This window comes from Streptomyces sp. NPDC044921, assembly GCF_056432865.1.
This window is the reverse complement of the sequence record NZ_JBWKIF010000006.1, coordinates 205,165-223,034: the sequence shown is the minus strand read 5'-3', so window position 1 is coordinate 223,034 and position 17,870 is coordinate 205,165. Positions and strand designations below refer to the sequence as shown.

Annotated in this window: 18 protein-coding genes; 16 read left to right on the top strand and 2 right to left on the bottom strand. The window is 74.4% G+C overall.

Annotated elements, in window-relative coordinates; translation table 11 throughout:
• Window positions 1–9: 9 nt before the first annotated feature.
• Window positions 10–489 carry a hypothetical protein gene (locus AC07DA_RS12120; RefSeq protein ID WP_479127085.1) on the bottom strand — a complete coding sequence of 160 codons (480 nt, stop codon included), beginning with the start codon at window positions 487–489 and terminating at the stop codon, window positions 10–12.
• Between the two features lie 165 nt (window positions 490–654).
• On the opposite strand from AC07DA_RS12120, the gene AC07DA_RS12115 reads away from it, so the two are divergent.
• A complete protein-coding gene (locus AC07DA_RS12115; RefSeq protein WP_479127083.1) occupies window positions 655–1,182 on the top strand; it encodes a YbjN domain-containing protein in 528 nt (175 codons plus the stop codon).
• 99 nt (window positions 1,183–1,281) lie between these two features.
• Here the strand turns inward: AC07DA_RS12115 and AC07DA_RS12110 are convergent, their stop codons facing one another.
• A complete protein-coding gene (locus AC07DA_RS12110) occupies window positions 1,282–2,481 on the bottom strand; it encodes a pyridoxal phosphate-dependent aminotransferase (RefSeq protein WP_479127081.1) in 1,200 nt (399 codons plus the stop codon).
• 128 nt (window positions 2,482–2,609) lie between these two features.
• On the opposite strand from AC07DA_RS12110, the gene AC07DA_RS12105 reads away from it, so the two are divergent.
• The 15 genes from AC07DA_RS12105 to AC07DA_RS12035 all read left to right on the top strand — a co-directional run bounded on the left by AC07DA_RS12105 (window position 2,610) and on the right by AC07DA_RS12035 (window position 17,811).
• Window positions 2,610–2,897 (top strand): hypothetical protein, encoded by a 288-nt coding sequence (locus AC07DA_RS12105; RefSeq protein ID WP_479127079.1) that lies wholly within the window; start codon window positions 2,610–2,612, stop codon window positions 2,895–2,897.
• A gap of 564 nt (window positions 2,898–3,461) precedes the next feature.
• Window positions 3,462–3,989 carry a DUF2617 family protein gene (locus AC07DA_RS12100; protein ID WP_479127076.1) on the top strand — a complete coding sequence of 176 codons (528 nt, stop codon included), beginning with the start codon at window positions 3,462–3,464 and terminating at the stop codon, window positions 3,987–3,989.
• Window positions 3,990–4,110: 121 nt separating this feature from the next.
• On the top strand, window positions 4,111–5,766 hold the full coding sequence (locus AC07DA_RS12095; RefSeq protein WP_479127074.1) for a polyamine aminopropyltransferase: 1,656 nt from the start codon (window positions 4,111–4,113) through the stop codon (window positions 5,764–5,766).
• Between the two features lie 154 nt (window positions 5,767–5,920).
• Window positions 5,921–6,877 carry an SRPBCC domain-containing protein gene (locus AC07DA_RS12090; RefSeq protein ID WP_479127072.1) on the top strand — a complete coding sequence of 319 codons (957 nt, stop codon included), beginning with the start codon at window positions 5,921–5,923 and terminating at the stop codon, window positions 6,875–6,877.
• 71 nt (window positions 6,878–6,948) lie between these two features.
• Window positions 6,949–7,737, top strand: coding sequence for an aldose epimerase family protein (locus AC07DA_RS12085; RefSeq protein WP_479127070.1), 789 nt, complete (start codon window positions 6,949–6,951; stop codon window positions 7,735–7,737).
• 10 nt (window positions 7,738–7,747) lie between these two features.
• Window positions 7,748–8,296, top strand: coding sequence for an orotate phosphoribosyltransferase (pyrE, locus tag AC07DA_RS12080; RefSeq protein ID WP_104783174.1), 549 nt, complete (start codon window positions 7,748–7,750; stop codon window positions 8,294–8,296).
• A gap of 144 nt (window positions 8,297–8,440) precedes the next feature.
• On the top strand, window positions 8,441–9,472 hold the full coding sequence (gene fbaA, locus AC07DA_RS12075) for a class II fructose-bisphosphate aldolase (protein WP_479127067.1): 1,032 nt from the start codon (window positions 8,441–8,443) through the stop codon (window positions 9,470–9,472).
• Window positions 9,473–9,659: 187 nt separating this feature from the next.
• Window positions 9,660–10,073 carry a DUF3151 domain-containing protein gene (locus tag AC07DA_RS12070; RefSeq protein ID WP_479127065.1) on the top strand — a complete coding sequence of 138 codons (414 nt, stop codon included), beginning with the start codon at window positions 9,660–9,662 and terminating at the stop codon, window positions 10,071–10,073.
• 152 nt (window positions 10,074–10,225) lie between these two features.
• Window positions 10,226–11,056, top strand: a complete 831-nt coding sequence (locus AC07DA_RS12065; protein ID WP_479127063.1) for a tryptophan 2,3-dioxygenase family protein — start codon at window positions 10,226–10,228, stop codon at window positions 11,054–11,056.
• Complete coding sequence (kynU, locus tag AC07DA_RS12060; protein ID WP_479127061.1) at window positions 11,049–12,233, top strand: kynureninase; 1,185 nt, start codon at window positions 11,049–11,051, stop codon at window positions 12,231–12,233. The genes AC07DA_RS12065 and kynU overlap by 8 nt, the downstream gene beginning before the upstream one ends.
• Before the next feature lie 185 nt (window positions 12,234–12,418).
• On the top strand, window positions 12,419–13,282 hold the full coding sequence (locus AC07DA_RS12055; protein WP_479127059.1) for an alpha/beta hydrolase: 864 nt from the start codon (window positions 12,419–12,421) through the stop codon (window positions 13,280–13,282).
• Window positions 13,283–13,553: 271 nt separating this feature from the next.
• Entirely contained in the window at window positions 13,554–14,543 is a 990-nt protein-coding gene (locus AC07DA_RS12050) for an alpha/beta hydrolase (protein WP_479127318.1), read from the top strand.
• Window positions 14,536–15,744, top strand: a complete 1,209-nt coding sequence (locus AC07DA_RS12045) for an acyltransferase family protein (RefSeq protein WP_479127057.1) — start codon at window positions 14,536–14,538, stop codon at window positions 15,742–15,744. Before AC07DA_RS12050 ends, AC07DA_RS12045 begins: the two co-directional genes overlap by 8 nt.
• Window positions 15,737–17,131: a sensor histidine kinase gene (locus AC07DA_RS12040; RefSeq protein WP_479127055.1), complete on the top strand. Its 1,395-nt coding sequence runs from the start codon at window positions 15,737–15,739 to the stop codon at window positions 17,129–17,131. The genes AC07DA_RS12045 and AC07DA_RS12040 overlap by 8 nt, the downstream gene beginning before the upstream one ends.
• Window positions 17,128–17,811, top strand: a complete 684-nt coding sequence (locus tag AC07DA_RS12035; RefSeq protein WP_479127053.1) for a response regulator — start codon at window positions 17,128–17,130, stop codon at window positions 17,809–17,811. The genes AC07DA_RS12040 and AC07DA_RS12035 overlap by 4 nt, the downstream gene beginning before the upstream one ends.
• The last annotated feature ends 59 nt before the right edge of the window (window positions 17,812–17,870 follow it).

Below are 17,870 nucleotides of genomic sequence, written 5' to 3'. Positions count from 1 at the left end.
GTCGGCACGTCACGTCGTGAACGCCGAGAAGCGCACCCGCGCGGTCTCGGCGTTCTCGTACTCCACCCGCACCTGCACCACGTGGGCCCCGGCGGTGACGGGCAGACCGCTGCCGCGGGTCACGTCCAGGCAGAGCGCCCCGCAGACCCCGCCGCCGGTGCGGGGCTCCGGGGCGTCCGGGTACGTGGCGCGCAGCCAGTCCCGTACGTCCGCGCGGGGCATCCGCAGCAACGCCGCGTAGGCGGTGTCGATGCCCCGCTGCACGGTGCACTCGCGCGCCTCGGCGCGGGCCGGGCGCGCGGCAGCGCCGAAGGCCAGTGCCTCCGTGCAGTGGACGGTGGCCACCGCGTCGGCGCGCTCGTCCCCGTTCTCGTCCGCCCAGGCCCACATGAAAAGGCCGATGACGAGGAACCCGAGGACGACAACCGGCACCGCCAGGAACGGCAGGACCAGCCCCCACCGGGGACGACCCCGCTCCGCTGCCACCACGGCCGCCGCCCCCTTCACCCGACGCCGGGGGAGACGGGCTGCGGCACCCGGGGGTTGCGGTTGACCGGATCGTGTCAGCCGTGGGCTGACAGGGTCTGTCGGGGCTTGCCACCCCCCTCCCCGCATGGGGGAGGATGGCGGAATCCGTACGAAGGGAAATTCACGGTGACCATCGACCCGTCCTCGATTCCGAACTTCGGGGGCCAGCCCGAGCCGCAGCCCCAAGGACCGGCGGGCCCCGTCGTCCCGGATCAGGACCTCGTGAAGCAGCTCCTCGACCAGATGGAGCTCAAGTACGTCGTCGACGACGAGGGAGACCTCGCGGCGCCGTGGGAGCAGTTCCGCACCTACTTCATGTTCCGTGGAGAGGGAGACCAGCAGGTCTTCTCCGTGCGGACGTTCTACGACCGGCCCCACGAGATCGAGGCCAAGCCGCAGATCCTGGAGTCCATCGACGACTGGAACCGCCGCACCCTGTGGCCCAAGGTCTACAGCCACACCCACGACGACGGCACGGTCCGCCTGATCGGCGAGGCCCAGATGCTGATCGGCATGGGCGTGAGCCTGGAGCACTTCGTCTCCTCGACGGTCAGCTGGGTGCGCGCCGCGATCGAGTTCGACAAGTGGCTCGTCGAGCAGCTCGGCCTGGAGCAGGAGATCAACGAGGCGGAGAAGCCCGAGGACGACGCGTAACCCCCCGAGCGACCCGTCACGGCGCGTCGGCACGCACCACACACGGTGCGCGCCGTACGCGCCGTAGCTCTTTCTCCCGCCCCTGCCGGACGCCGTGGGTCAGCCGCCCGCGACGCCCTTGAGCCGCCGCACCGCCTCCTCCAGCACCCCCGTCCGCTTGCAGAACGCGAAACGCACGTACGGTGCGCCCTCCTCGCGGTGGTCGTAGAAGACCGCGTTGGGGATGGCCACGACACCGGCGCGTTCGGGCAGGCCGCGGCAGAAGGCGATGGCGTCCGTCTCGCCGAGAGGGCGGATGTCGGTGGTGACGAAGTACGTGCCCGACGGGCGGAAGACCCGGAAGCCGGCCTCCTCCAGGCCCGCCGACAGCAGGTCCCGCTTGGCCTGCATGTCGTCGCGGAACGCCTCGAAGTAGCCGTCCGGCAGCGCCAGCGCCTCGGCGACCGCGTACTGGAACGGGCCCGCCGAGACGTACGTCAGGTACTGCTTCGCCGAGCGGACCGCCGTGACCAGCTCCGGGGCGGCCGTCACCCAGCCGACCTTCCAGCCGGTGAACGAGAACGTCTTGCCGCTGCTGGAGATGGTGACCGTGCGCTCGCGCATCCCCGGGAACGTCGCCAGCGGCACGTGCTCGGCGTCGTCGAAGACCAGGTGCTCGTACACCTCGTCCGTCACCACCAGCAGGTCCCGCTCGACCGCCAGCTCGGCGATCGCGGCCAGCTCCGCGCGGGTGAGGACCGTGCCCGTCGGGTTGTGCGGGGTGTTGATCAGCAGCAGGCGGGTGCGGTCGGTGACGGCGTCGCGCAGCTCGTCGAGGTCCAGGCGGAACCGCCCCTCCTCGGTGTCCGCGCGCAGGGTGACCGGCACCCGGCGCCCGCCGGCCATCGCGACGCACGCCGCGTAGGAGTCGTAGTACGGCTCCAGGGCGACCACCTCGTCGCCGGGCTCCACCAGCGCCAGCAGGGCGGCGGCGATGGCCTCGGTCGCGCCGGCGGTGACCAGGACCTCCGTGTCGGGGTCGAGCGACAGGCCGTAGCGGCGCTGCTGGTGGGCGGCGATCGCGGTGCGCAGCTCGGGGACGCCGGGGCCGGGCGGGTACTGGTTGCCGCGGCCGTCGCGCAGCGCCCGCACGGCCGCCTCCCTGACCTCCTCGGGACCGTCGGTGTCCGGGAAGCCCTGGCCGAGGTTGATGGCCCCGGTGCTCAGGGCCAGGGCCGACATCTCGGCGAAGATCGTCGTCCCGAACCCGGCGAGCCGGCGGTTGAGGAGGGGGCGCGCACTGGAGGTCATGCCGGCCATCCTGCGCCGAAGCTCTGGAGTTCCTCAACTCTGCTTTGGCGCGCGTGGCGGGAGGGCATCTCCCCGGCACGCAAGAGCGAGGCGCCCACGGGGGGCCGCTTCGGGGGAAACGGAAGGAGGGTGACGCCATGATCGTCGGCATCATCCTGGCGGTGATCGGGGTCTTCGTCATCGGGGCGGTGGTGTCCCTCGCCCGCGCGGGCGGTTCCCGTGGTCCCGCGCGCACGACGCGTCGCGGGACGGCGGCGTCGACCGGGTCGCGTCACGACAGTGGCAGCGGCAGCTGGTGGGCCGGGGGCGACTCCGGCTCGTCCGGCGGCGGCCACCACGGGGGAAGCTCCTGCGGCGGCGGCTCGTCCTGCGGAGGCGGGTCGTCCTGCGGCGGGGGAGGTGGCTGCGGCGGCGGGGGCAGCTGACGGGGTCGGCCGCTCACCCGACGGGGGAGCCGCAGCCACCGAGCGCGGGGTCCGCACCTGGGGCGGGCCCCGCGTTCCGCTGTCCGGGATCGCACGGGTCCCGTGCGGAGGATCCCTCGCACGGTTGTCTCAGGACATCGAGTTCGTTCGGGCACGTTCTCATGCCTGTAGGACAAAACGGCCCGGGCGGCGGCCCCCTCGGCCGTGTCCGCGGCAACTGCGCCCGTCAACAGGCGACTTCGGGAGCCGGTCGGATGCCCCGGCCAGGCCCCGGCCAGGAGCCGGGAGCGCGCCACGGCGCACCGGCGCACGCCTCCCCGGCACCGGCGCACGCCGTAGTTGAACAGTTGAGCTGTGGAGCCCTCTGAGGGATGGAAACCCTACGAACTTGGGTAAAAACGCTGTGGCGGCGCCACAGTTCATGATTCCCTCTAAACCACCAACGCAGCCCCTCGGACGTCTTGCGGAGACCTCCTGAAACCGGCCGACCGGGCCGAATCACCCGGTGCGACCGGGGCGCAGCGGACCCATCTCCCTCTCCTTGTGTGCTTGCGGAGCCGATCCATGCTCACGACCCTCAACACCTCCTACACCGATACGCGCGCGGCCGATCTCGCCTGGGCCCTGGGGCGCGAGCCGCTTCCCGCACTGGCCGCGCTCGACCTCGAACTGGACGGCAGCAAGCTGCAGTTGCGCCTTCTCGGCGCGTCCCACCAGGTCCTGCTGGAGGAGGAGCGGGGCATCTGCTCGGAGACGGTGGCGTGCATCCCGGGCAGCAGCACACCGCTCCCGCTCGGCGTCGCCAAGCGGGTGGGGGACTGGGAGTACGAGTTCGCGGCCCGCGTCGAGGTCCTCTCGCCGGGCTCCTTCGCGGGCCGTGCCCAGGAGTTGCTCGACCTCGTCTCCGACCACCCGCACGGTCTCGCCGGCGTCTTCCCCGGCAGCCCGCACGCCTTCACGGCCCTGCTCGCCCAGCGCCACGAGGGGCAGGTGCACTGGCGGACCTGGCACGCGTACCCGCAGGACGGGCAGTTGGTGGCGACCCGGACGAAGGTGGGCCTGCGCGTCCCGGCGGCGGCCTCACCCGACTGAACCGGCCCCCGCGGGCGGCTGCGGTGCCGCTCCCGTCCTCGTACCGGCACCGGTCCCCCGTAAACCAGCACCACACGTGTGGGTGACGAACCGCGGTCGAGGCGTGACGTAACGTCGCAGGGTGATCGAGCCGCACGCGCCCGCCCCGCCCGGTTCCCCGCCGCACTGGAGCGCCCGGGGAGGCTCCGGTGGCCCGGCGCCCCTGCCCGTCCGGCCCGGCACGGGACGGTTCCTGGTCCTCGCGGGCGTGTTCGTCTGTGCGGCCTGCGGACTCGTGTACGAACTCGAACTCGTCGCGCTCGCCTCGTACTTGATGGGTGACTCGGTCACCCAGGCGTCCGTCGTGCTGTCCGTGATGGTCTTCGCGATGGGTCTCGGCTCCCTCGCCGCGAAGCGGCTGCGCCCGCACGCCGCGGCCGGCTTCGGCGCCGTCGAGGCCCTCCTCGCCCTGGTCGGCGGGTGCAGCGCGATGGCCCTGTATGCCGTCTTCGCCTGGACCGGAGACTGGGGCGGGATCTGGGCCAGCGGTCCGCGATGCCTCCTGGTCGCCTTCTCCCTCGCCACCGGGCTGCTCATCGGTGCCGAGGTCCCGCTGCTGATGGAGCTGATCCAGCGCGTCCGCCGCCAGGACGCCGGCGGCGCGGTGGCCGACCTGTTCGCGGCGGACTACGTGGGCGCACTGGTCGGCGGGCTCGCCTTCCCCTTCCTCCTGCTGCCGTTCTTCGGGCAGTTGACGGGCGCCCTGCTCACCGGCGCGGTCAACGCGGTCGTCGGCGGCGCGCTGGTGCTCGGGCTGTTCCGCCGCGATCTGACCCGGCGGGCGCGGTGGCTGCTGCTGCTCGGCAACGCGCTCGTGCTGGCGGTCCTCGCCTCGGCCGCCGTCCTCGTCGACGACTTCGAACGGGCCGCGCGGCAGGCCGTCTACGGCGGGGACGTGCGCGTCGCGCTGCAGAGCGGAGTGCAGGAGGTCGTCCTCAAGGGCGGCACGGGGGGCCGGCCCCTGGACCTGTTCCTGGACGGGCGGCTGCGGGTCAGCGAGCGGGACGAACGGCGCTACCACGAGGCCCTGGTCCACCCCGCCATGGCCGGGCCGCACGCGCGCGTGCTGATCCTCGGCGGCGGCGACGGACTGGCGGCGCGCGAGGTGCTGCGGCATCCCGGGGTGGAGCGGGTCGACGTCGTCGAAGTGGACGAGGCGGTGGTGCGCCTGGCCCGCACCGACCCGGGCCTGTCCGCGCTGAACGGGCACGCCTTCGGCGACCCGCGCGTGCGCGTGCGGACCGGCGACGCCTTCGGCTGGCTGCGCGGCGCACCCCCGGCGGCGTACGACGTGGTCGTCTCGGACCTGCCCGACCCGGGCATCACGGCGAGCACGAAGCTGTACTCGCAGGAGTTCTACGGCCTCGCCCGGCGCGTACTGGCCCCGGGGGGCCGGGTCGTGGTGCACGCGGGGCCGGTGGAGTCCGCCCCGCGCGGCTACTGGACGGTGGAGTCGACCCTGCGCGCGGCCGGCTTCGAGACGGCCCCGTACCGGGCCGGAGGGCGGCACGCCGGGTTCGCGGTCGGGCCCGACCGCACGCCCGCCGACCGCTCCCACGCGCCCCGCGACTGGGGCTTCGTCCTGGCGGCCCGCTCACAGCCGCAGCCACGGCTCGACCCGGACGGGCCGCGCCCCCTCCTCCTCACGGACGCGTCCCTGGCGGCGGGCGAACGGGCGGCCCGCGGCACGCGGATCGCGGGGCTGCCGCCGTCGACACTGGTGCATCCCCGGTACTGAGGCACGCGGCCGGTCCGCGGGCCGTGGGGTACGCCCGGTCGGCCGGATCCGGCTCGGATCGGAGGGCGGATCGGGGGCGGATCGGAGGGCGGATCGGGGGCGATTTCATCAGGCGCGGGTGCGAGGCGGCCCCGGCTGGGTAGAGTCCGTCGACATGGAGCACGAGGTGTTCGTTCCGGTTCCGGCCGAGCGGCTCAGGGAGGTGCTGGACGACCCCGCGCGGGTCGCCCGGGCGGTGCCCGGGCTCCAGCAGGACGCCGGTGCGGAGCCCGTCGCCGGACGGCTGAAGATCCGGGTCGGCAGCCACTCCGTCACCTACCGGGGTGCCGTACGGGTGTCCCGGCGGGACGCCGGCGCGTACGGCGTCGAGGGATCGGCGCAGGAGTCGCGCGGCAGCGGCTCGGTCACGCTCGCGCTGCGGATCGCGCTGCGGGAGGCGGAGGACGGCTGCACCGTGGTGTTCGACGGGACGGCCACGGCGGACGGCCGGATCAGGGAACTCCCCGAGGACGCGGTGGAGGGCGCCGTCACCCGGCTGCTGAACCGTTTCGCGGAACACCTCGCGGAGGCGGCCCCCGAAACGACACCCGACAGCGGCGACGACACGCCCCCGTCGGCGGAGGGGGAATCGGTCGGCAGTGGGGAGGGAGCGGGCACCGGCCGGACGGACGACCAGGCCTCCGCCCCGGCCCCCGAGGCCGAGCCCCCGGCCACCGCAACCGGCGGCGACGCCCCGGGCCTCGACCCCGAGCCCGGCCTGACCGGCGACGCCCCCGACCCCGAGCCCGGCCCGGCCGAAGGGCGCCGGCCCGGCTTCGGGGGCCATGTCCCGCCCTCCCCGCTCGATCCCCTGGGCGAGAAGGACGAGGACGACGAGAGCGTCGAGGACGACGAGGACGACGACGTCGCCGAGGCGGCGCACGCGCGGCGGACCATGATCGGGCGCAGCGCCGAGGAGGTCGACCACGCCCCGCCCCGCGGCCGCTACGCCCCGGTGCCCGCACCGCAGACCGTCGCACCCCCGGCCCCGCTGCGCTGGGCGGCTCCTGCCGCCGCCCTCGCCCTGGCCTCGGCGGTCGTGGCGGTCCGGGTCCTGCGCCGGCGTCGCTGAGCCACCGCGCCGCGGGCCCGGAGGAGGCCGACCACCGAGGGCCCTCTTGATCACCCCAGTAGGGTCGTCCCGTGAGTGACGAAGACATCACGCTGACCGCGGGTGACGCGGAGGTGACCGTGCAGCCGGGCAACGGCGGCCGGGTCGGAGGGCTGCGGATCGGCGGCGTGGAGCTGCTGCGGCAGGGCGAGCGGTTCGGCTGCTTCCCGATGGTGCCCTGGTGCGGACGGATAAGGGACGGCCGGTTCCTGGACGGCGCGGTCGTGCGGCAGATGCCGCTGAACGCCCCGCCCCACGCCATCCACGGCACCGTCCGCGACCACGCCTGGCGCACCGCCCGCACGAGCGCGGACGAGGCCGTCCTCACCTACGAGCTCGTCGCCCCCTGGCCCCATCCCGGCCGCGTCACCCAGATCGTCGCCCTCACCGCGGACACCCTGACGCTGACCATGTCCGTGGAGACGTACGAGTCGTCCTTCCCGGCGCAGATCGGCTGGCACCCCTGGTTCAACCGGAACCTCGGCGGCGAGGACGTCCGCCTCGACTTCGCCCCCGCCTGGCAGGAGGAGCGCGGCGACGACCACCTGCCCACCGGCAACCGCGTCGACCCGGGGCCCGGCCCCTGGGACGACTGCTTCGGCATGCCCGGCGGGGTCGACGTGACCCTCACCTGGCCCGGGCAGCTGGAGCTGAAGGTGGCCAGCCGGGAGGAGTGGGTGGTCGTCTACGACGAGCAGCGGGAGGCCGTGTGCGTGGAGCCGCAGACCGGCCCGCCCAACGGCCTCAACACCATGCCGCGCCTGGTCACGCCCCTGGAGCCGCTGGAGGCCACCACCACCTGGAGCTGGCGCCGCCTCTAAGCTGGGCGCCATGACGGACACGCGCGGCGCGCTGCTGCAGCAGATCAAGGACAAGGCCGTGGTGCACGGCAAGGTGACCCTGTCGTCGGGCCTGGAGGCCGACTACTACGTCGACCTCCGGCGCGTCACCCTCGACGGGGAGGCCGCCCCGCTGGTCGGGCAGGTGCTGCTGGACCTGACCGCGGACCTGGAGTTCGACGCCGTCGGCGGCCTCACCATGGGCGCCGACCCGGTCGCCGCCGCGATGCTGCACGCGGCCGCCGCCCGCGGCAAGCGCCTGGACGCCTTCGTCGTGCGCAAGGCCGCCAAGGCGCACGGGCTGCAGCGGCGCGTCGAGGGCCCGGACATCGCCGGCCGCCGTGTGCTGGTCGTCGAGGACACCTCCACCACCGGCGGCTCCCCGCTGACCGCCGTCGAGGCCGTGCGCGAGGCCGGGGCCGAGGTCGTCGCCGTCGCGACCATCGTCGACCGGGCCACCGGTGCCGCCGAGAAGATCCAGGAGGGCGCCGGGGTGCCGTACCTGTTCGCCTTCTCCAAGGACGAGCTGGGCCTCGACTGACCGGGGGCCGACCAGGGCGTGGACGTGGCCTGGACCTTCCGGCCAAGTCTGGAAAGATGGGGCCGACGATGACGTCGCACCCCAAGGTCTAGGTCAGGGCCGTAGACAGCAGTACGTCAACCCGCAGATACAAGGAGCGGACGCATGCCCATCGCAACTCCCGAGGTCTACAACGAGATGCTGGACCGGGCGAAGGCAGGGAAGTTCGCCTACCCGGCCATCAACGTGACCTCCACCCAGACCCTGCACGCGGCCCTGCGCGGTTTCGCTGAGGCGGAGAGCGACGGCATCGTCCAGATCTCCACGGGTGGCGCCGAGTTCCTGGGCGGTCAGTACAGCAAGGACATGGTGACCGGCGCGGTCGCCCTGGCCGAGTTCGCGCACATCGTCGCCGAGAAGTACCCGGTGAACATCGCGCTGCACACGGACCACTGCCCGAAGGACAAGCTCGACGGGTACGTACGCCCGCTGCTGGCCCTGTCCAAGAAGCGCGTCGACGCCGGTCTGTCCCCGCTGTTCCAGTCGCACATGTGGGACGGCTCCGCCGAGACCCTCGCCGACAACCTGGAGATCGCGCAGGAGCTGCTGGAGCAGGCCCGCGCCGCGAAGATCATCCTCGAGGTGGAGATCACCCCGACCGGTGGCGAGGAGGACGGCGTCTCCCACGAGATCAACGACTCCCTCTACACCACGGTCGACGACGCGATCCGCACCGCCGAGGCCCTCGGCCTGGGCGAGAAGGGCCGCTACCTGCTCGCCGCGTCCTTCGGCAACGTGCACGGCGTGTACAAGCCGGGCAACGTCGTCCTCCGTCCGGAGCTGCTGAAGGAGCTGAACGAGGGCGTCGCCGCCAAGTTCGGCAAGGCCGCTTCCCCCGGACCGTTCGACTTCGTCTTCCACGGCGGCTCCGGCTCCACGGAGGAGGAGATCCGCACCGCGCTGGAGAACGGCGTCGTGAAGATGAACATCGACACGGACACCCAGTACGCCTTCACGCGCCCGGTCGCGGACCACATGTTCCGCAACTACGACGGCGTCCTGAAGGTCGACGGCGAGGTCGGCAACAAGAAGACCTACGACCCGCGCACCTGGGGCAAGCTGGCCGAGGCCTCCATGGCCGCGCGCGTCGTCGAGGCCTGCGGCCACCTGCGCTCGACCGGCACGAAGATCAAGTAAGCCCGGTCCGCTCCGGCTTCATCCGGTTCCACCCGGTTCCAGCCGGTCCGCTCGTGTGGAGCCCGGCACCTGCCCAGGTGCCGGGCTCTTCCGTATGCTCCCCGCGTGCCCGGCGTCCGGCTGGCGCCCTGCCGCACACCGGCCGCCCGCTGCGCCACGGTGGCCGCGATGCCGCAGACTTGTCCTCATGTCCATTCACGAGAACCTCCTCGGGGGCCCGCCCCCGACCCACCTGCCCGATGACCCCGGGCCGCGCGAGATGCTCGCGTCGGGCGCTTCGCCCGCCGACGTCGCCGCCGCGCACCCCACCTCCTCGCTCGCCTGGGCGCAGCTCGCCGACGAGGCGTTCGAGCGCGGCGCGGCCGTGGAGTCGTACGCCTACGCCCGTACGGGCTACCACCGCGGCCTGGACGCGCTGCGCCGCAACGGCTGGAAGGGCCACGGCCCGGTGCCGTGGGAGCACGAGCCGAACCGCGGCTTCCTGCGGGCGCTGCACGCCCTCGCCCGCGCCGCGCAGGCGATCGGCGAGCAGGAGGAGTACGAGCGCTGCTCCCAGTTCCTGAAGGACTCCTCGCCGACGGCGGCGCAGGTCCTCGGCTGAGGACGCTTCCGCGCACGTGAGGCCCGCCCCGTCCGGCGGGCGGGCCTTGCAGTTCCACGGGTGAGCCCGCAGGATGCGGTTGGGGACCGGGGCCCCCGTGCCGGCATCGGCAGGGGCGGACCGCTACCCGGAGTTATCTGCAGGAGACAGCGATGTCCCACGAGGCTCACGAGCCCGAGACCCCGCATCTCGACTTCCACGGCACGACGCCGTACGAGGACTACGTCAAGGCGGACGTGCTCACGCACCTCCAGCACACCCTCTCCGACGACCCCGGAGAGATGGTCTTCCTGGTGACGACCCAGGTGATGGAGCTGTGGTTCACCGTCATCGTCCACGAGTGGGAGACGGCGGCGCAGGCGCTGAGGGGCGACGACGTGCCCACCGCCGTCGCCGCGCTGAAGAGGTCCGTACGGGAACTGGAGGCGCTGAACGCCTCCTGGAAACCGCTCGCCCAGCTCACGCCCGCCCAGTTCAACTCCTACCGCGGCGCCCTCGGCGAGGGCTCCGGCTTCCAGTCGGCCATGTACCGGCGGATGGAGTTCCTGCTCGGCGACAAGTCCGCGTCGATGCTCGTCCCGCACCGGGGATCCCCGCGCGTGCACGCCGAACTGGAGAAGGCGCTGCACGAGCCGAGCCTGTACGACGAGGTCGTGCGGCTGCTGGCGCGGCGCGGCCACGACATCCCCGAGTCCGTGCTGCGGCGCGACGTCGCGCTGCGCTACGAGCCCTCGCCGGAGGTGGAGGCGGCCTGGACGGCCGTCTACTCGGGCGACGAGCAGGACGAGATCGCCCGCCTCGGCGAGGCGCTGAGCGATGTCGCCGAGCTGGTGTGGCGCTGGCGCAACGACCACCTCGTCGCCACCCGCCGCGCGATGGGCGCCAAGACCGGCACGGGCGGCTCCGCCGGGGTGGCCTGGCTGGAGAAGCGCGCCCGGAAGAGCGTGTTCCCCGAGCTGTGGACGGCGCGGTCGTATGTCTGAGCTGAGCGTGCGCGCGGAGAAGCTGGACGCCGCCGACGAACTGGGCGGTAAGCGGGCGGAGTTCGTCACCGACGACGTGGTGTACCTCGACGGCAACTCCCTCGGCGCGCTGCCCGCCGTCGTGCCCGGCCGGGTCGAGGACGTCGTCCGCCGCCAGTGGGGCGAGCTGCGCATCCGGTCGTGGGAGGAGAGCGGCTGGTGGACGGCGCCCGAGCGGATCGGCGACCGGATCGCCCCGCTGGTCGGGGCCGCGTCCGGGCAGATCGTCGTCGGGGACTCCACCAGCGTCAACGTCTTCAAGGCCCTGGTGGGCGCGGTGCGTCTGGCCGGGGAAGGGCGCGACGAGATCGTCGTCGACGCCACGACCTTCCCGACGGACGGGTACATCGCCGGGTCCGCCGCCCGGATGACCGGCTGCACGCTGCGGCCCGTGGCCCCGGCGGACGTGCCGGACGCGCTGGGCGGCCGTACCGCGGCCGTCCTGCTCAACCACGTCGACTACCGCACCGGACGGCTGCACGACCTGCCGGGACTGACGGACGCGGCGCACCGGGCGGGCGCGTACGTCGTCTGGGACCTGTGCCACAGCGCGGGCGCGCTGCCGGTGGAACTGGACGCGCACGGCGTGGACCTCGCGGTCGGCTGCACCTACAAGTACCTCAACGGCGGCCCCGGCGCACCGGCGTACCTGTACGTGCGGCGGGAGCTGCAGGACCGCTTCGACTCCCCGCTGCCGGGCTGGAACTCGCACGCCGAGCCGTTCGGGATGCGCGCCGGCTACGAGCCGGCCTCCGGTGCCCTGCGCGGCCGGGTCGGCACGCCGGACATCCTGTCTATGCTCGCCCTGGAGGCGGCCCTCCAGGTGTGGGACGGGGTGTCCGTGGCGGCCGTGCGCGCCAAGTCCCTGGCGCTGACGGACTTCTTCCTTCAGTGCGTGGCGGCGTACGTGCCCGAGGGCCGGGTGGAGTGCCTGACGCCGGTGGCGCACGCCGAACGGGGCAGCCAGATCGCGCTGCGCTGCCCGGACGCCGGCGACGTGATGAAGCGCCTGGTCGAGCAGGGCGTCGTCGGCGACTTCCGGGCGCCGGACGTGCTGCGCTTCGGGTTCACGCCGCTGTACGTGGGCTTCGCCGACGTGGAGCGGGCCGCGCGGGTGCTGGCCGCGACGCTGGCCTGAGCGGCGGCCGGGCCGGGACGCCCCGGGCGGTCCCGGCCCCGCCGCCCGCCCGACGGGCCCGGCCCGGGCCTCACCCAGCGTGACATCCCCATGTCCCCGCACGTCACGGGCCTGGTACCGTCCCGGCCAACGGCTGAACTCTCAACTGGTCCGCCGCGCACGTTACATCGCTGAGAGGTTGGAGCATGACGGACGACGTCGCAGCAGAACGGGCCGCTGCCGAGGAGAAGTCGGTCTTCTCCCACGCGCCCGTCGACCCCGACGCCACCGCGGCCTACGGCGACCACCCCGACCAGGTGATCGACTTCTACGCGCCCCGCGCGCAGGCCGGCCCGGGCGGACCCGCCCCGGTCGTGGCCGTGCTGCACGGCGGTGCCTGGCGGGCGCCGCACGACCGGCGTCACATCAGCCCGTTCGCCGCCTTCCTGGCCCGGCGCGGGTTCGCCGTGGCCAGCGTCGAGTACCGGCGCGGTGACGCCGCCGCCGTCGCGGGCCGCTGGCCCGACACGTTCGACGACGTCGCCGCCGCGCTGGACGCCCTCCCGGCGCTCGTCGGGCGGGTGCTGCCGCAGGCGGATCCGCGCCGTACGGTCCTCACCGGTCACTCGGCGGGCGGGCACCTCGCGCTGTGGGGCGCGGCCCGGCACGTCCTGCCGGCCGGCTCGCCCTGGCGCGGCGGCGGCTCGGCGACCCTGCGCGGCGTGGTCGCCTTGGCCCCGATCGCGGACCTCTCGGTCGCCGACAAGCTGGACGTGTGCGGCGGTGCGGTACGGCAACTGCTGGGCGGCGACGAGCACTTCGCCGAGCGGCAGCCGCAGACGGACCCGGCGCTGCTGCTGCCGACCGGCATCGCCACCACCCTCGTCCAGGGCCGCGCGGACCTCGACGTGCCGCAGATCGTCGCCGAGTCGTACGCGGACGCGGCGGCGAAGGCCGGCGAGATGGTGGGGGTGACGCTCCTGGAGGACGTGGGGCACTTCCCGCTCATCGACCCGGCGGCGGACGCGTGCGCGGTGGTGGCGGAGGAGATCGCGCAACTGGCCTGGTGAGCCGGGCTGCCGCGGCCCGTCGGCCGCCGGGTCCGCAGGGTGGCGTCCCCGCAGCGGCCGGACCCCGGTCATACCCCTAGTACCTGAGAGCTACGCCGCGGATGAGTTCCGCGGTGGGACGCGGACGACGGCCGCCGCTCCGTAACTTCCCTTCCACGCAGACCCGATGGCCGGGTGCGACGGAGGGGGGACGACCGTGGGGTACGCAGCGAAGAGCCACCGCGACGGCGCGGTACGGCGGTCCCGTGCCCGGCGAAGGCACCGCGCCGGGCTGGAGCGTCGTGACGGCGGGGTGCGGGGGTTTTGGGCCGGTCGGTGGCGCCGTGCCGCGCTCGCCGCCCTCGTCGCGGCCGCGGTGGTGCTCCCGCTCTCGGCGGCCGTGCGACCGGAGATCCCCGCACCGCCCCCCGCCGTCCTCGCCCCGCTGACCGCGTCGACGCTCGACGAGGCGTACGCGGCGAACCGGGCCAACGCGGCCGAGGCGGCCCGCACGGCCGCCGCCCACCACGACCGGGACCGGGCCGCCGCGGACCGCCGACTGGCCTCCCCGGACCGGCAGTTGCTCGCGTTCGACGGCCGGGGCCCCGGCCGCGTGACGGAGGTCCTGGGCGACCTCGCCCGGGCCGACCGCGTCGCCGTCCTGGTCCCCGGGTCCGACACGAGCCTCGACACCTACGGCCGGTTCCACGCGGCGGCCGCCGCCCTGCACGAGCGGCTCGCGCGGCAGGCCCCGGCGGGCACCCGCACCGCGGTCGTGGCCTGGCTGGGCTACCAGACGCCGGGCACGGTCAGCGCGACGGTCACCACGACCGGCCGGGCCGACCGCGCCGCCCCGTCGCTGCGGCGGCTCGTGGCCCGGCTGCGCGCCGTCACCGGCCGCGAGACGCGCCTGTCGCTGCTGTGCCACTCCTACGGCTCCGTCGTCTGCGCGCGGGCCGCCGCCGGGCTCGCCGTCGACGACATCGCGCTCGTGGGCAGCCCCGGCACCGGTGCCGACTCCGCCGCCGCCCTGCACACCCGGGCCCGCGTCTGGGCGGCCCGGGGCGGCGACGACTGGGTGGAGCACGTCCCGTACGTCAGCGCGGACCTGTTCGGCACCACCGTCGGCTTCGGCACCGACCCCGTCTCCCCGGCCTTCGGTGCCCGCGTCTTCGCGGCCGGCGACGGCGGCCACAGCGACTACTTCCGGCCCGGCTCGACCTCCCTGACCAACCTGGCCCGGATCGTCCTGGGCGAGACCAAGGCGGTGACCCATGACTGACCTCGGTGCACGAAGCGTCCGCGGCGGGCTGCGGAGCGCCGCGCGGCGGGTCGGCGCGGCCACCCCGCCCGGCCGCGACCGGGCGGTGGACGCCCTGCGGGCCGCCGCCGTCCTCGGTGTCGTCCTCGGGCACTGGCTGGTCACGGCCCTCGTCGCCGACAGCGGCACCCTGCGCACGGCCAGCCCGCTGCGGCACATGCCCTGGCTCGCGCCCCTGACCTGGCTGTTCCAGACGCTCGCCGTGTTCTTCCTGGTCGGCGGCCATGTCGCCACCCGGGGCCACGCCTCGGCCCGCGCCCGCGGCGTGCCGTACCGCAGCTGGCTGACGGGCCGTCTGGTGCGGCTGAGCCGGCCGGTCCTGGCCGTGACCGGCCTGTGGGCGGTGGCCGCGTCGGCGCTGCTGCTGTCGGGCGCGGAGTTCGGCACGGTCCGCACGCTGGTGAAACTGGCCCTGTCACCGCTGTGGTTCCTGGTGGTGTTCGCCGTCCTGACGGCGGCGACCCCACTGCTGGCCCGGCTCAACCCGCTGTGGCCGCTGGCCGTCGTCCTCCACGTGGACCTGCTGCGCTTCGGCCTGGGCGGCCCCGCCTGGCTGGGCTGGGTGAACGTGGTCGCCGGCTGGCTGGTGCCCTACACCCTGGGCGCCGCCTGGACCCGGGGCGAGCTGGAGCGGCGGCGCGCGGGCTGGATCCTGCTCGTGGCGGGGGCGGCGGCGACCGCGGGCCTCGTCGCGTGGGCGGGCTACCCGGCGTCGATGGTGGGCGTCCCCGGCCAGGGCATGTCCAACCTCGACCCGCCGACGCTGGCCGCCGTCACCTTCGGCCTCGCCCAGTGCGGGCTCGCCCTGCTGCTGCGCGAGCGGCTGCGGCGGGCGATGCGCCGGCCCGTGGCCTGGGCGGCGGTGGCGCTGGTCAACCTCTCGGCGATGACCGTCTTCCTGTGGCACCAGACGGCCCTGATGGCCACGACCGCCACCGGACTCCTCGCGGGCCGGCTGCCCGGGCTGCACACCCCGCCCGACGGGCTCGGCTGGGTCGGGGCCCGTCTGCTGTGGCTGCCCGTCTTCGCCGTGGCCCTCGCCGTGTGCTGGGCCGCCTTCCGCGCCTTCGAGCGGGGCGGAGGCCCGGACCGCCGGTCGCGGGTGGTGCGCGAGCACCGCCCGTCCGACCGGGGGACGGCGGCGAAGGCACGCCATGTCTAGGCTGGGCCGGGTGAGGGACACGGGGGTGGGGCGCGCGCTGCGGGCGCGCGTCACGGGATGGCTGCGCGTGCTGCGCGAGGACCTGTGGACCCTCCGGGTGGATCCGCTGCCCCCCTCCACCTGGCTGCGCTGGCTGCCGCACGGGCTGGTGTGCCTGGCGGCGTTCGGGGTCACGGTCGGCGGCACGGGCGACATCACCGACAACGGCGGCCTGGCGTCCGGACTGGCTCTGCTGGTCGCGGGCGGGCAGGGCGGCGCCATGGTCCTGGGGCTGTGGCGGCCGGTGTCCGCGTGGTGGCTGTCCCTGGGCGCCTTCCTCGTGGGCGCCGTGGCGGTGCGCGGCCGGCTCGGTTCCGACCCGGACACCTACACCTGGCCCTGGACCGCGGCCGGCCTCATCGCCGAGATGTTCGTGCTGCTGCTGCTCGCCCTGCGGGTGCCCACCCGCGCGGCGACGGCCGCCCTGGCCGCGACCGCGCTGCTCACCTACGTCCTGGAGGCCCTGGGGGGCGCCGGGCGCTACGACACCACCGGCGTGCTGGCACTGTCCCTGTTCACGGTCGTCGTGATAGTCGCCACGGCCCTGCGCGGCAGACGCGAGGCCCGGGCCCAGCTCGTCGAGCAGACCACGCTCACGGCCGAGGAGCGCACCCGGCGCACCCTGCTGGAGGAGCGCAGCCGCATCGCCCGGGAGCTGCACGACGTGGTGGCCCACCACATGTCGGTCATCTCCATCCAGGCGCAGGTCGCCCCGCACCTCGTGGACGACCCGCCCGACGAGCTCAAGGAGAACCTCGCCGGCATCCGGCAGAACGCGCTGGAGGCGCTCACCGAGCTGCGCCGGGTCCTGGGCGTGCTGCGCTCGGAGCACGGGCCCGGGGAGTCCGCCGACCCGGGGGACACGACCGGCGCGCACGCCCCGCAGCCCACGCTCGACCGGCTCGACGCGCTGGTGGAGAACACCCGGGCCGCGGGCCGCGAGGTCCTCACCGAGATCAACGGCGAGCGGCGTCCCCTGCCGCCCGGGGTGGAGCTGTCGACGTACCGGATCGTGCAGGAGGCGCTGAGCAACGCCCTGCGGCACGCGCCCGGCGCGCGGATCACCGTCCGGCTCACCTATGAGCCGGACGGTCTGGAGGTGGAGATCGTCAACGGCCGCCCGATGGCGCCCCCGCCGCCGTCGACCGGGGCGGGGCACGGGCTGCTCGGCATGCGCGAGCGCGTGGCGATGCTCGGCGGCACCATGACGGCCCACCCGTGGCACTGGGACGGCTTCAAGGTGACCGCCTTCCTCCCGGACACCCCGCCCGCCGACGCCCCGGGCACCGACCGCACCACGGACCGCACCACGGACCGCATCACCGACCGCGAGGGAAGGACCCCATGACGAGCGGCACCGGCGACCCCATCCGGGTCCTCATCGTCGACGACCAGGGCATGGTCCGGCAGGGCTTCACCGTGCTGCTCGGCACCCAGCCCGACATAGTGGTCGTCGGCGAGGCGAAGGACGGCGAGGAGGCCGTCGCCAAGGCCGCCGCGACCGCCCCGGACGTCGTCCTCATGGACATCCGCATGCCCGGCGTCGGCGGCATCGAGGCCACCGAGCGCATCACCGCCGCGCACCCGCACATCCGGGTGCTGGTGCTGACCACCTTCGACCTGGACGAGTACGTCTACGACGCGCTGCGCGCCGGGGCCTCCGGCTTCCTGCTGAAGGACGCCTCCTCGGAGCAGCTCGCCGAGGCGGTCCGGGTGGTGGCGGCGGGAGAAGCGCTGCTCGCGCCCGTCATCACGCGCAAGCTGATCGCCGAGTTCTCCCGGCTGGACGGCAGGCCCCGGGCCCCGCTGAAGGAGCGCGTGGGCGACCTCACCGAGCGGGAGACGGAGGTGCTCGCCCTGATCGCGCAGGGCCTGTCCAACGCGGAGATCGCCCGGCACCTGTTCGTGGCGGAGCAGACGGTGAAGACGCACGTGGGCCGGATCCTGGTGAAGCTGGGGCTGAGGGACCGGACGCAGGCGGCGGTGTTCGCGTACGAGTCGGGACTGGTGCGGCCGTCGGGGTACTGACGGGGACGGACGGGTGCCGGCGTGCCCGGGCCCCCGTAGTACCTGAGAGGGACGCCGGG

Coding starts and splice junctions, on each gene's coding strand:
- AC07DA_RS12110 (WP_479127081.1), bottom strand. CDS start 2,481: ATGGCCGGCATGACCTCCAGTGCGCGCCCCCTCCTCAACCGCCGGCTC.
- AC07DA_RS12105 (WP_479127079.1), top strand. CDS start 2,610: ATGATCGTCGGCATCATCCTGGCGGTGATCGGGGTCTTCGTCATCGGG.
- AC07DA_RS12100 (WP_479127076.1), top strand. CDS start 3,462: ATGCTCACGACCCTCAACACCTCCTACACCGATACGCGCGCGGCCGAT.
- AC07DA_RS12090 (WP_479127072.1), top strand. CDS start 5,921: ATGGAGCACGAGGTGTTCGTTCCGGTTCCGGCCGAGCGGCTCAGGGAG.
- pyrE (WP_104783174.1), top strand. CDS start 7,748: ATGACGGACACGCGCGGCGCGCTGCTGCAGCAGATCAAGGACAAGGCC.
- fbaA (WP_479127067.1), top strand. CDS start 8,441: ATGCCCATCGCAACTCCCGAGGTCTACAACGAGATGCTGGACCGGGCG.
- AC07DA_RS12070 (WP_479127065.1), top strand. CDS start 9,660: ATGTCCATTCACGAGAACCTCCTCGGGGGCCCGCCCCCGACCCACCTG.
- AC07DA_RS12065 (WP_479127063.1), top strand. CDS start 10,226: ATGTCCCACGAGGCTCACGAGCCCGAGACCCCGCATCTCGACTTCCAC.
- kynU (WP_479127061.1), top strand. CDS start 11,049: ATGTCTGAGCTGAGCGTGCGCGCGGAGAAGCTGGACGCCGCCGACGAA.
- AC07DA_RS12055 (WP_479127059.1), top strand. CDS start 12,419: ATGACGGACGACGTCGCAGCAGAACGGGCCGCTGCCGAGGAGAAGTCG.
- AC07DA_RS12045 (WP_479127057.1), top strand. CDS start 14,536: ATGACTGACCTCGGTGCACGAAGCGTCCGCGGCGGGCTGCGGAGCGCC.
- AC07DA_RS12040 (WP_479127055.1), top strand. CDS start 15,737: ATGTCTAGGCTGGGCCGGGTGAGGGACACGGGGGTGGGGCGCGCGCTG.
- AC07DA_RS12035 (WP_479127053.1), top strand. CDS start 17,128: ATGACGAGCGGCACCGGCGACCCCATCCGGGTCCTCATCGTCGACGAC.